Raw genomic sequence first — 12428 nt, 5'->3', positions numbered from 1 at the left:
CAGGCGGGCGGGGGCCACCCCCCGGGCTGTCGCGGCGGCGCTTTCCGGGTCCTGCGGGCCCCCGCCGGCGGCGAGGATCCGGGCCGCCACGGCGCGGTAGATGGAGCCGGTGTCCAGGTAGGCGTAGTTCAGCGCGGCGGCCAGGCGGCGCGCCAGGGTGCCCTTGCCGGCGGCCACGGGTCCGTCGACGGCGATGATCATGATTCTGCGATCTCCGCCCCCAGGCCGGTCATCAGCGCGGTGAAGTCCGGGAAGGAGGTGGCGATCGGGGTCATGTCGTCGATCTGCACCGGGCGCTCGGCGGCCAGGCCCAGGACCAGGAAGCTCATGGCGATACGGTGGTCCAGCTCGGTCTGGATGGCCTGGTTGTTGCCGCCGGGCGGGCGGCCGCCGGCGCCCTGGACGACCAGGGTCTCCGGGCGCTCCTCCACCTCGACGCCGCACAGCGCCAGACCACGGGCGGTGGTGGCCAGGCGGTCGCTTTCCTTCACGCGCAATTCACCCAGGCCGTGCATCACCGTGCGCCCCTCGGCCACGGCGGCGGCCATGGCCAGCACCGGGTATTCGTCGATCATCGAGGGCGCCCGCTCGGCCGGCACCTCGACGCCCCTCAGCTTGCTGCCGCGCACCAGCAGGTCGGCGACCGGCTCGCCGCCCTCCTCGCGGGCGTTCTCCAGGGTGATGTCGCCGCCCATCTCCTTGAGGGTGGTGATGAGGCCGATGCGTTGCGGGTTCATGCCGATGGCGGTCAGCCGCACCTCCGATCCCGGCAGCAGCAGCGCCGCCACCAGCGGGAAGGCCGCCGAGGAGGGGTCGGCCGGCACCAGCACCCGCCGGCCGGTGAGCTCCGGCTGGCCGGTAAGAAGAATCTCCTGCGCCGGGTGGCCCTCGTCGTCGATCTCGCGGGTCACAACCTCGGCGCCGAAGTGGCGCAGCATGCGCTCGCTGTGGTCGCGGGTCGCCTCGCGTTCCACCACCCGGGTGGTGCCCGGGGCATTGAGACCGGCCAGCAGCACGGCGGACTTCACCTGGGCCGAGGGCACCGGCAGGCGGTAGTCCAGCGGCAGGGGGTCGCGTGCGCCGATCACGGTCAGCGGCAGGCGCCCGCCCTCGCGGGCGATGAAGGTGGCCCCGCAGTCCGACAGCGGCTCGGTGACGCGCGCCATGGGGCGGCGGCGCAGCGAGGCGTCGCCGGTCAGCACGGCGGTCAGCGGGTGGCTGGCCAGGATGCCCAGCAGCAGGCGCGCGCCGGTGCCGGAGTTGCCCATGTCCAGCACGTCCTCGGGCTCGCCCAGCCCCCCGACGCCGCGCCCCCAGACGTGCCAGCGCCCCTCGGCGTCGCGGCTGATCTCGGCGCCCAGGGCGCGCAGCGCCGCGGCGGTGCGCAGCACATCCTCGCCCTCCAGCAGGCCGTCGATGGTGGTCTCGCCGACCGCCAGGCCGCCGAACATCAGCGCCCGGTGCGAGATTGACTTGTCGCCGGGCAGGCGCAGGCTGCCCGAGAGCGCGTCGCTCGGCCTGGCTGTCATGGGTTTCACGGGATTGGAATTCCTTATTCTGGGCAGGTTTTGGGCGAGCTTTGTTGGTAGGCGGCGATGACCCGGCGTTGGCCGTCAATTACCTTTTGACAGCGATGCACGATCATGGCAATTGCCACGCCCAGCCTGTGAACTGCAAGACCTTTGGATGGAGGATCGCGCTGGTGGCTAATCCGAAGTGGGGAACCAAGCGCATTTGTCAGGGTTGTCAGACCAAGTTCTACGACCTGCAGAAGTCACCGATCGTCTGCCCCTCTTGTGGCACCGTATTCGATCCCGAGGCCCTCTTGAAGTCGCGCCGCGGCCGCAGCGCGCCCAAGCCGGAACCGGCGCCCAAGCCGAAGAAGGCCAAGGCGGCGCCGGTGGCCGACGACGACGATGACAGCGAGACCGAGGACGACGAGGACTTCGACATCGACGATGCCGAGGCGGATGCCGCCGTGGGCGACGACGACGACGAGGATTTCATCGAGGACACCTCGGACCTGGGCGACGACGACGACATGAGCGACGTGGTCGTCGGCGACAAGGACGACAAGGACGACACCTGAAGCCGGGGCTGTCGCGCGCCGTTAGGACAAGAGTAAGGCTTCGGTCCGATACTCGCGACCCGGCCCTGCCCCTGCAGGGCCGAAAGGCCCGGAAAACGGCCCCTTCGAGGGCTCGCAATTTTTCCTTGCCTTGACCGGGCGGGATACCTAATTTCCCGCATCACGCCGCCGGGCGACGCAGTCAACCGACAGGTTCGGGCGCCGGCGGTTCCCATGGGGCCGTAGCTCAGTTGGGAGAGCGCTACAATGGCATTGTAGAGGTCAGGGGTTCGACTCCCCTCGGCTCCACCAGTTTCCAGAACCCCCGGTCCGGCGGCCGGGGGTTTTGCTTTTCCCAGGGCAGCCAGATGCTATTGCCCCATCGCTGAATTGACCAAATGGGAAGGCAATTACCAGCTTCGATGGTGCCTGGATCCGGTGGTCAGATACGAAAAGGCAATGGAATTGGCCTCAGGGTTCATCAATTTCATCAGACAAGAGGGATGATGGGAACCGCCTTCGTGAGAGCCAAAGCAAGAGCAGGAACGGAAGTGAGTAGATTGTTCCTGCCACTCCGAGACCAATCCTATCACTTGTGGAAATCGGCACCGGATCGAGTTGGAACGCGAGTTGAAATTGCATCACTAGACTTGGAAACAGGGCAACCATCACAGCCCCTAGTCCGACGAGAATAACGAGCGACAGAAAAATTTTGAACGTTCGAACGATGCTCTTCGACGGTGTTCGCACCGAAATCGATGAGAAAGTGCCTGCCCTAATAAGAGCTGGTAGGAGCGCATGGAGTGCCGACGGTAAAAGAGGTCCACCGAATTCCATGCCCTTCGGCATCCCAATAATTGTTCCAGAGCATTTAGGTCGCGGTTCCTTGCCAGTGTGAAGCACACGAATGAGAACCCCGTCGCCACGGTCTAGAAACGAGAATTTGTACCGTAAGATATTTCGCTGGTCCCCCTCTATTAAAAGTCTTGATTTATTCGCTTCACGGCTGCGCTTGACGATTTCAGCTTTCAATACTTCTGAGTCATTCCCAAAATCGAAAACTATTGGGTCTTCTTGGACTACATCTTCAGCGCGGACCGCTTTTGCGCCATGATTCCAAATCACGATTTGCGAAAGCGTCACACGCGGGACTTGGCTTCCTGCGTATTGAACAGCCACTTCATTGGGTAGCAATCCACCGCCTGCTTCGATAAGGCGCTGCCCCGATGCTTGAAAGATTAAGCGAGGCCCGGTTCTTCGAACCGTCTGATAAATGGCAATTGCAACCCCTAGAAGCCCAATCGCAATGCCTAACCAAGATTGTTCAAACAGATAGCTGATGGTCTCCATCTTGGCGTGTGCCTCCCAACCTTATGTGTAACCTAAGGTCGGATAAGTTTTTTGATCAAGAGAATCTGTTCGGCAGAGGTTTGTTTAGAATTTGCTGGGGTGCATCCGGAATCCAGCTGCGATGGCGTAGCTCCTTGGCCCCCGTCCTTGCCCAAACCCGGGCTTTGCCCTATTCGAGAGCCCGACAATTCCGGGTAGGGAGGCTCTTTCATGTCCAATCGCAAGCACCGCATCGCCGTGATTCCCGGCGACGGGATCGGCAAGGAAGTCATTCCGGTGGGCCAGCGCGCCGCCGAGGCGGTGGCCGGCAAGCACGGCTTCTCGCTGGAGTGGGAGGACTTCGACTGGTCCTGCGAGCGCTATGCCGAGACCGGGGCCATGATGCCCGAGGACGGCATCGCCCAGGTGAAGGAGTTCGATGCCCTCTACCTGGGGGCGGTGGGCTTTCCCGGCGTGGCCGACCACGTCTCGCTCTGGGGTCTGCTGATCCCGCTGCGCCGCGAGCTGGACCTCTACGCCAACGTGCGCCCGGTGCGGCTGCTGCGCGGCATGACCTCGCCGCTGGCCGGGCGCGGGCCGGAGGACATCGATTTCATCGTGGTGCGCGAGAACGTCGAGGGTGAGTACTCGGAGATCGGCGGGCGCTCCTACGGCGGCACCGAGCAGGAGATGGTCTCCCAGCTCTCGGTCTTCACCCGGCGCGGCACCGACCGCATTCTGGAGTATGCCTTCGAGCTGGCCAAGAAGCGCAAGCGCCGCCACGTGACCTCGGCGACCAAGTCCAACGGCATCGTCCACACCATGCCCTACTGGGACGAGCGCTTCGCCGCCATGGCCAAGAACTACCCGGACATCGAGACGGCGCAGTACCACATCGACATCCTCACCGCGCACTTCGTGCAGCATCCGGACTGGTTCGACGTGGTGGTGGCCTCCAACCTCTTCGGCGACATCCTCTCCGACCTCGGGCCCGCGGTGGCCGGCTCCATCGGCATCGCCCCCGCCGCCAACCTCAACCCGCCGCGCGAGTTCCCCTCGCTCTTCGAACCGGTGCACGGCTCGGCCCCGGACATCGCCGGCCAGGGCGTGGCCAACCCCATCGCCGCGGTGTGGACGGCGGCCATGATGCTCGAGCATCTGGGCGAAGACGCAGCGGCCGCCGAGCTGGAGGCGGCCATCGAGACGGTGCTGGAGGATCCCGCCGCGCGCACCCGCGACCTGGGCGGCACCGCCGATACCACGGCCTGTGGCGAGGCGGTGCTGAAGGCCCTGGTCTAGGGTTGAGGGGCCTGGGGCTCGAGGGCTTAGGGTTTAAGGGCGGCGGCCAGCGACCGGCGATACTGTGAAAGCAGTTCTTCGGGGATCGTCGAGAGGCCTTCGAGAGGCTGCAAATACTGCGTCTCGATCCAGTCGTGCAAAGCCTGGTCGACGAAGACCTCCTCCGCGGCGACGTCATTGGGGGCGAGCAGGGCGGTGACCGGCTGAAGCGCTTCATCGCTTGCGAACTCGACGAGGCGCCTGTTGAGCCCTTTCATGTAGACGTCGACAAAAGGCTTCATGCGCTCATACTCCGGGCCGCACAAAGCCTTGTATTCGCTGAGGCTTTCGTAGCAGTCCGTTGCCGCCGTGGCGAAGCGGTTCAACTGCGCCAGGAGCGGCGTTCTGTTGCCAAGGCTCTTGTTCAGGGACGCGCCCGGTCCGTTGAGCTGTGCAAGGGTCTCTTTTGACGGCTCGGGCATCGAAAGGCGGGCGGCGTATTTGGCCCAGAAGTCTTCCGGGGCATTCCTCAGTTCGTCCGCCGAGAGAACGACGATGCTGTCCCAGTACTTCTGAAAGGTGTCGATCATGAAGCGCAGGTCGAGAATCGCCTCGCACAGCTTGCGCTGGACGCCGAGGAACTCGGCATAGGAGGCGTGGCCGCCTTCCTTGATGGTTTGCTCGTGTACGGCGCGCAACAGGGCGACCGGATCGCGGACGATGATCAGGACCCGGCCCGAAAGCCGGCCTTCTCCCAACACCCTGGCCGCCAATTCCTGCAACGGCTTGATGGCGGCCTGCTTCTCCGGATGATTGAGCCAGCCCCAAGTGAGCCCTTCCGAAGAGAGTACGTTGTGTTTCCGCAGGACTCTCGGCGGGGCCTTGAACTGAATGGTCTGGCCGGCGCTTCTCTCGGCGACGGTGCGAAGGGCCCTCACGATGGGCGACGAATCGAGCAGGTGGTACGTCGTGTCGTCGAACCAGAGCTGCTGAAGATAGGTGCTCGCGCACTTGGCCAGGCCGATATGGATGAAATCCACCGGATAGTCCTGCTGCCCCTCGATCGACGGGGTCTGCGCGGGCTGGACCGTCGTGTGGCTCAAAAGAATGTCTCCGTTGCTTGCGTCAGCAGCTGACGGGGTGCGCCGGGTGACGCCCTCCGGACGCCTCGGCTGTTACCTCATTTCGCGGTCAGCAAACCACGAGGTTTCTTAAATTCCGTTAACCCAACCGCGGCTCGACGGGTTCTTGACCGTCCCTTTACTGGAATTTAGATACTCTGCCGCCGTTCTGACCTCCAAAGGCCAAGAAGGAGCGCCTGTCCCGATGCTGTCCAACCTGCTGTGGAAGAAGCTTGCCATCCGTTTTGCCGCCGTCGCCGCCCTGGCCGCCGCCTTCTGTCTGCCGGGCGAATCCGGCCTGGCCCACTCCAAGGGGCCCAAGATCATGCCGGCGAACGGCAGCGAGCTTAGCGAAGCCCCCGAATCCCTGAACTTCGTCTTCGCGCAGCCGGTGCGGCTGACCGCGGTGCGCCTCTACGACGGCGCCGACAGCGAGGTCGATTTGCCCGGCAAGCGCAGCATCGAGGCCGCCAAGGAACGCCGCATCGAGCTGCCGTCGCTGGAGGCCGGCGCCTATCGGGTGGAATGGCGCGCGCTCTCGGCCGACGGCCACCCGGTCGACGGCGCCTTCAGCTTTGCCATCGTGCCCGCCCAGTGACGGCCGCCGCCGGTGGTTGAACTCTCCCTTTCCCCGGTCGAGGCGGTCAACCTGGGCGCCAAGGTGCTGGCCTACGGCGCCGCCCTGGCCGCGGTCGGCGCCCTCTCCTTCATCGACACCTTCCGCGGCCAGCTTGCCGGACCGGAGATCGCCGGGGTGAAGCGCCACCTGCTGCTGCTGGTCGGCCTGACCCTGCTGGCCTCCCTCGGCACCCTCTACGTCACGGTGGCGCTGCTCAACGGCCTGGGGCTCGCCGGCGGCTTCGACCCGGAACTCTGGACCCTCGTGGCCGGCACCGCGGCGGGCGAGGCCGTCTGGGTGCGCTTCGGCGGTATGGCGGTTTTGCTGCTGGGGCTGTTGTTCGGACCGCTGCGCCTGGCGGCGGCGGTCCTCGGCGGCCTCATCGTCGCCGCCTCCTTCGGCTTCGTCGGCCACGTGCAGGACGATCTCCACTCCGTGCTTCTGCACGGCCTGCTCATGCTGCACCTGCTGGCCGTGGCCTATTGGATCGGCAGCCTCTGGCCGCTGCTGCGCCTGGCCACGGCGCCGGAGCCGCAGCGTGTGGCCCAGGTCATGGAACGCTTCGGTCGCCTGGCGGTCTATGTGGTCACCTGCCTGCTGGCCGCCGGGGTGGTGCTGGCCGCCCTGCTGCTGGACGGCCTCTTGCCGCTGTTCACCACGCCCTACGGACGCCTGCTGCTCGCCAAGCTGCTGCTGGTCGGCCTGCTGCTCTGCTTTGCCGCGCTGAACAAGTGGCGTCTGGTGCCGGCCCTGGCCGCCGGCGCGCCGGACGCCGGGCGGCGCCTGCAGCGCTCCATCGCCGTGGAGGCGGGTCTGGTCGTGCTGATCCTCGGGGCCACGGGTCTGCTCACCTCCGCCTTCTCGCCCGCTTGACCTTCCACTTGCTGGAAAGTGCAGCTTGCCGGGCAAGAAGCAACCGACAGGCAGGACCAAGGTGCAGAAATCACGCGTGATCGTCATCGCAGTGGCCGTACTGATCGCCCTCGGCGCGGCGGCGGCCTACACCTACAACCCCTTCGGCTCGGGCGGTGGGGCCGGCATGGATCCAGGGGACCGCGACAAGGTGGCGCTCGGCGCCCAGGTCTACGCGGCCAACTGTGCGTCGTGCCACGGCGCCGAGCTGGAGGGCCAGCCCGACTGGCGCCAGCGCCGCGCCGACGGCCGCCTGCCGGCGCCGCCGCACGACGTCAACGGCCACACCTGGCACCATCCCGAGGCGCAGCTCTTCGCGCTGACCAAGTACGGCCCGGCGGCGCTGGCCGGCGGCGGTTACGAAAGCGACATGCCGGGCTACGAGGGCACGCTCAGCGACGAAGAGATCTGGGCGGTGCTGTCCTATATCAAGAGCCGCTGGCCGCGCGAGGTGCGGGCGCGCCACGACCAGATGTCGCAGCAATGACCAGATGTCGCAGCAATGATCAAAGCAGGAGAAGCAATGTGAAGAGAAACGGACTCGCAGCTCTTTTTGGACTGGCGGTGCTGGCTGCCGTGACACTGCCCGCCGGCGCGGAGACCACCGTGCCCTATGCCGGCTGGCAGACGCGCGACATCAAGGCGCTGTCGCCGCAGCAGGTCGACGACCTGCGCGCCGGGCGCGGCATGTCGCTGGCTCTGGCTGCGGAACTGAACGGCTATCCCGGCCCGCGCCACGTGCTGGACCTGGGCGCGGCGCTGGGCCTTTCGGCGGAACAGCGCGCCCTCTTCGAGGATCTCTTCGGCGAGATGCAGGCCGAGGCGCAGCGCCTGGGCGCTGCGATCCTGAAGCAGGAAGCCGCCCTGGACCAGGCCTTCGGCAGCGGCGGGGTCGAGGATGGCGAGCTGCGCGAACGCCTGGCGGCGCTGGGCGCGCTGCAGGGTGAGCTGCGCTACGCCCACCTGCGCACGCACCTGACGGCCCAGGCCCTGCTCACGCCGCAGCAGGTGGCGCGCTACAACGCGCTGCGCGGCTATGGCGCAGATGCGGGCGGGGGCGCGTCCCACGGCGGGCACGGGCAGCAGCCGGCCCGCCCCTGACCCCGGCGCGGATTTTCCGCGCGACCTTCGTTGCAGACCACCACGATCAACCGCCGCGCGCTCGCACGGCGGCGCAGGCTGCTGCGCGTTCGTCCGGCGCGCCGCGAGGCGCCTACTCCCTTGGAGGTATGCTGCAATTTTGCAGATCGCTTGTGTGGCTTCACGGCTTCCGCTTTGGCGAGGCTGACTGTATCTCATTGCGCAGGAACACAGCCGCCGGGATTTGCGCGGCTGACGCCGGGGAACACAGCACATTTTTCTCCGGGCCGGATCGCTTGCGATGGGTTCTGCGATTTGTTGGCGCGGTTAATTGAACTGAATTCGCTGCCGGCGCGACCTGCGTCCTGTTCGCCGGGAAATTTTTGTCACCAGTCAATTTTCAAGTTGGAGGTCGATATGAAACTTCGAAGCATTTTCTTCGCCGGTCTTCTGGCGGTTATGTCGGCGCTGGCCATCGGTACGGCGCTGAGCCCGGCTCCCGCCGAAGCGGCGACCTGCGCGCTCTACGACGGCAAGTGGAAGTGTGGCGGGGCGACGTTGAAGAAGGCCAAGGCGGCCTGCAACGTGACCACCGGCAACTTCGAGCACAGCTGCGATAGCGGCATCAACGTCTGCACCTGTGCGACGCGCTCGACCAAGCGTCCCGGGACCGACATCACGAACCTCTCGACCGGCGACGGCGGTGGCGACACCGGCGGCATGACGCTGAAGAATACCCGCTAGGTCAAGCGCGGCCCGCGCCGCCACCCAATCCTTCCCCCCGCCGTTGCCGGCGGGACTTGCTCCCCTCCTTGCCCACCTCGAGGCGCGGCTTTCCCCCGCGCCTCGTTTTCTTCCCGCATCACCGGTGATGCGACCAAGGTGCTATTGGTCGAAGGGGCGGTGAGCCCCGATACTGTGGTCTCTACGGACGAGTCCTCCCGCTAGCTTCTGGGGGAGGGTGATCGTTCGGTAGGGCGTACTCCGAGAACCTCCCTGACACTCCCTCTATGGGGGTTGAGGTCCTAAGCCTGTTGCCTTTGGCCGGCGCCGCTGACGCGGCGCCGGCCCTTTCTTTCTTCACGGCGGCCCGGCGGTGAGGGGCTTGGCGAAGCTCTGCTTCGCTGGGGCTTTGAAAGGGCCCGGCGGCGCGCCTACACTCGGGGGCGCTAGCGCCCCTCCGAGGAGACTGCATGCCACGCATCGTCGCCGAAACCACCCCCTGGCAGGCCGCGCCGCGCGCCCTGCCGCCCGGGCGCGCGGTCTTCGCCATTGGTGACGTGCATGCCCATGCCGACCACCTCTGGAGCCTGCAGGAGCGCATCTCCGGCATCATCGCTCTGGAACTGGGCGAAGAAGCGGTCTCCGTGGTGTGGCTGGGCGACTACGTCGACCGCGGCTGGCAGCCGCTGGAGACTCTGGACCTGGTGGCGGCGGGCCTCGGCCAGCCGGGGGTGGAGGAGATCCGCCTCGTCGGCAACCACGAGATCTTCCTCATCGAGGCGGCCAGCGGCGAGGACGTCAGCCTGCCGCGGCTGCTCAACTGGTGGCGTTTCGGCGGGGCGGAAACCCTGAAGACCCTGGCGCCGGAAGCGCGCATCGAAGAGCCGGGCGAACTCGTCGCCGCGCTCAGCGAGAGCCTGGGCCCGGGGCGCCTGGACTTCCTGCGCGGGCTGGCCCTGCAGCACCGCATCGGCGACTACGTCTTCGTCCACGCCGGGCTCAACCCCGAGCGCCCGCTGGAGGCGCAGGAGGAGCAGGATCTGCTGTGGATCCGCGAACCGTTTCTCAGCGGCCGGGACTGGCCGCACCCGGTCACGGTGGTCCACGGCCACACGCCCGAAGGGCCGACCGCCCTGGACCACCGCATCGGGGTCGACAGCGGGGTCTTCTCCAGCGGCCGGCTAAGCGCGGTGGAGTTGCGCGGCGATCGCCTGCGCTTTATTTCCACGCGAGAAGAAAACTAATAATTTCAAATACATACGCTCAGCCTGCGTTGTTAGCGCAGGTTTGATCCTGGCTTGCCTTTTAAGCAAGCCCTAAGGGTTTGAACCATAGAATTGTTCTGGAGACCCAGTTAGAGCGCCTTGAAGATCCCTGACGATCCTCTGGGGGACCGCTGCGGCAGAGAGGCCGGCCGCCGGCCGGACGGGGAAGGGCACTGATGGTGCAGGCCAAGGAAATCCGGAACGTCGAACTCGTTCTCAGCGAAGCCGAGCAGCTTCGCGAGCAGCGCGACCGTTTCCTCGCCTTCGCCTTCGCCGCTTCCGATCTGCTGCTGGAAGTGGGCGACGACAGCCTGATCCGTTATGCCGTGGGGGCCACCAACCAGCTGCTCGGCGGTTCGCCGCAGGAGGTCGTCGGCCAGGGCTGGCTCGACCTCTTCGTCGAGGAGGACCGCCCCCTGCTGGTTTCCAAGATCGGCAACCTGACCCCCGGCAAGCGCTGCGGCCCGGTCCTGGTCTCGGTGCGCCCGGCAAAGCGTGAGCTGGGCGACGGCAAGCGGCGCCTGCCGCCGACCATCAAGGTGGTGTTCAGCGCCTGCCGCATCCCCGACCACGAAGATGTCATCTACTGCACCATTACCGTGGCCAACATCCCCCAGGCCAAGTCCGCCCGCGCCACGGCCCAGCGCAGCGACAACGGACTGCTGAACCGCGCGGCCTTCGAAGAGGCGGCGACGGAGACCCTGGAGGCGGCGCGGGCCGCCGGCCAGGACGTCGAGATCACCTTCATCGAATTCGTCGGCGCCGCGGGCTTTCGCGAGCGCCTTGGCGGCGAGCGCTGGAAGGCCTTCTACGCCGATGCCGGCAATGTGCTGCGCGAGGGCGCCGTCGATGCCGACTCCGCGGGCGCCATCGCCGACAACCGCTTCGGCTTCGTGCACCAGGCCGGCGCCGCCATCGGCAGCGAAGTGCGCCGCCAGCTGGCCGAGCTGGCTCGCGCCTTCGATCCGACCGGCAGCGGCCTGAACGTGGAGCAGGCCACCGTCGCCGCCTCCGCCGAGGAACTGACCAGCGAGGAGGCCGCCCAGGCGCTGGTCTACACCATCAACAAGGTCGCCGCCCAGGGCACCGCCAACCTGGCCGCCGACAACCTGGCCGCCTCCTTCCACGAGCAGGTGATGGAGACCCAGGACCGCATCGCCGCCTTCAAGGCGGTGGTGGCCGGCAACCGTTTCGACTTTGCCTTTCAGCCCATCGTTGACCTGGAAAACCGCGAGATCTCCCACTTCGAGGCGCTGACCCGCTTCGCCCACGGCGAGTCGCCCTACCAGACCATCGTCTTTGCCGAGGACGTGGGCCTGATCCAGGAATTCGACATGGCCTGCTGCCGCCGCGCCATCGCCTTCATGGCCGAGCGCGCCGAAAGCTCGCCGATCAACCTGGCGGTCAACCTCTCGGGCCTGTCGCTGCAGAACGACATCTTCGTCGAGGCGCTGATGGAGCTGCTGCGCCCGCACGCCAACCTGGCCGGGCGCCTGATGTTCGAGGCCACGGAATCCTCGCGCATGCACGACCTGGAACGGGTCAGCCGGGTCTTTATCGCCATGAAGAAGCAGGGCTTTTCCATGTGCCTGGACGACTTCGGCGCCGGGGCCGCTTCCTTCCAGTACCTGCGCGCGCTGGAGGTCGACTACGTGAAGATCGACGGCACCTACACCCGCCGCCTGCTGTCCTCGGACCGCGACAGCCTGATGCTGCGCAACCTCTGCGACCTCTGCGCCGACCTGAACATCAAGACCATCGCCGAGATGGTCGAACTGGACGACCAGGTCGGCAAGCTGCGCAGCCTGGGCGTCCACCTGGGCCAGGGCTACCTGTTGGGCCAGCCGGCGCCGCAGCCGGTCTTCTCCGGGCCGCCGGCGCGGGCCCGCCAGGCCTCCGGGGACTGAGGCCGCGGCCCGCCCCCATTTCCTTTTTTTAAAGCGCGTATAGTGGTGTGCATCGTTCAACGCCAGGTTTGGCTTTGCGGCTTGATTGGGGGTCTCGGGACCCCCATTTAAGATAAGGCGGCGCCG

13 protein-coding genes and 1 tRNA gene are annotated in these 12428 nt (G+C 66.5%); 10 read left to right on the top strand and 4 right to left on the bottom strand.

Annotated features, from left to right (window positions below):
- Positions 1–201: (d)CMP kinase (locus H7X47_RS12185; protein WP_193368927.1), on the bottom strand; the 201-nt coding region annotated here is incomplete at its 3' end.
- Positions 198–1529, bottom strand: coding sequence for a 3-phosphoshikimate 1-carboxyvinyltransferase (aroA, locus tag H7X47_RS12180; protein WP_193368962.1), 1332 nt, complete (start codon positions 1527–1529; stop codon positions 198–200). The genes aroA and H7X47_RS12185, both read right to left, overlap by 4 nt.
- A gap of 173 nt (positions 1530–1702) precedes the next feature.
- Between aroA and H7X47_RS12175 the strand changes: the two genes are divergently transcribed.
- Together H7X47_RS12175 and H7X47_RS12170 are read left to right on the top strand one after the other, a co-directional pair.
- Positions 1703–2089, top strand: coding sequence for a TIGR02300 family protein (locus tag H7X47_RS12175; protein ID WP_193368926.1), 387 nt, complete (start codon positions 1703–1705; stop codon positions 2087–2089).
- A gap of 215 nt (positions 2090–2304) precedes the next feature.
- A tRNA-Ala gene (locus H7X47_RS12170) sits at positions 2305–2380 on the top strand.
- Positions 2381–2539: 159 nt separating this feature from the next.
- Here the strand turns inward: H7X47_RS12170 and H7X47_RS12165 are convergent.
- On the bottom strand, positions 2540–3418 hold the full coding sequence (locus H7X47_RS12165) for a hypothetical protein (RefSeq protein WP_193368925.1): 879 nt from the start codon (positions 3416–3418) through the stop codon (positions 2540–2542).
- Positions 3419–3628: 210 nt separating this feature from the next.
- Here H7X47_RS12165 and H7X47_RS12160 point away from each other — a divergent pair, with 210 nt between their 5' ends.
- Positions 3629–4696, top strand: a complete 1068-nt coding sequence (locus H7X47_RS12160; RefSeq protein ID WP_193368924.1) for a tartrate dehydrogenase — start codon at positions 3629–3631, stop codon at positions 4694–4696.
- A gap of 26 nt (positions 4697–4722) precedes the next feature.
- Here H7X47_RS12160 and H7X47_RS12155 read toward each other — a convergent pair whose 3' ends face one another.
- The gene (locus H7X47_RS12155; RefSeq protein ID WP_193368923.1) at positions 4723–5778 is read right to left on the bottom strand and encodes a hypothetical protein; all 1056 of its coding nucleotides are present in this window, start codon (positions 5776–5778) and stop codon (positions 4723–4725) included.
- Between the two features lie 223 nt (positions 5779–6001).
- On the opposite strand from H7X47_RS12155, the gene H7X47_RS12150 reads away from it, so the two are divergent.
- The 7 genes from H7X47_RS12150 to H7X47_RS12120 all read left to right on the top strand — a co-directional run bounded on the left by H7X47_RS12150 (position 6002) and on the right by H7X47_RS12120 (position 12302).
- Positions 6002–6394, top strand: a complete 393-nt coding sequence (locus H7X47_RS12150) for a copper resistance CopC family protein (protein WP_193368922.1) — start codon at positions 6002–6004, stop codon at positions 6392–6394.
- A gap of 12 nt (positions 6395–6406) precedes the next feature.
- A complete protein-coding gene (locus H7X47_RS26315; RefSeq protein ID WP_193368921.1) occupies positions 6407–7288 on the top strand; it encodes a CopD family protein in 882 nt (293 codons plus the stop codon).
- 61 nt (positions 7289–7349) lie between these two features.
- A complete protein-coding gene (locus tag H7X47_RS12140; RefSeq protein ID WP_319633588.1) occupies positions 7350–7814 on the top strand; it encodes a c-type cytochrome in 465 nt (154 codons plus the stop codon).
- A 38-nt stretch (positions 7815–7852) separates the two neighbouring features.
- A complete protein-coding gene (locus H7X47_RS12135; protein WP_193368920.1) occupies positions 7853–8428 on the top strand; it encodes a Spy/CpxP family protein refolding chaperone in 576 nt (191 codons plus the stop codon).
- A gap of 396 nt (positions 8429–8824) precedes the next feature.
- Positions 8825–9151 (top strand): hypothetical protein, encoded by a 327-nt coding sequence (locus tag H7X47_RS12130; RefSeq protein WP_193368919.1) that lies wholly within the window; start codon positions 8825–8827, stop codon positions 9149–9151.
- 449 nt (positions 9152–9600) lie between these two features.
- Positions 9601–10374 (top strand): metallophosphoesterase, encoded by a 774-nt coding sequence (locus H7X47_RS12125; protein ID WP_193368918.1) that lies wholly within the window; start codon positions 9601–9603, stop codon positions 10372–10374.
- 197 nt (positions 10375–10571) lie between these two features.
- The gene (locus H7X47_RS12120; RefSeq protein WP_193368917.1) at positions 10572–12302 is read left to right on the top strand and encodes an EAL domain-containing protein; all 1731 of its coding nucleotides are present in this window, start codon (positions 10572–10574) and stop codon (positions 12300–12302) included.
- Positions 12303–12428 lie beyond the last annotated feature (126 nt).

It is taken from the genome of Pelagibius marinus (assembly GCF_014925385.1).
In the GTDB taxonomy this organism is placed as follows: domain Bacteria; phylum Pseudomonadota; class Alphaproteobacteria; order Kiloniellales; family Kiloniellaceae; genus Pelagibius; species Pelagibius marinus.
Note: the sequence above shows the minus strand (reverse complement) of the source record. Positions and strands in the feature narration are given on the sequence as shown.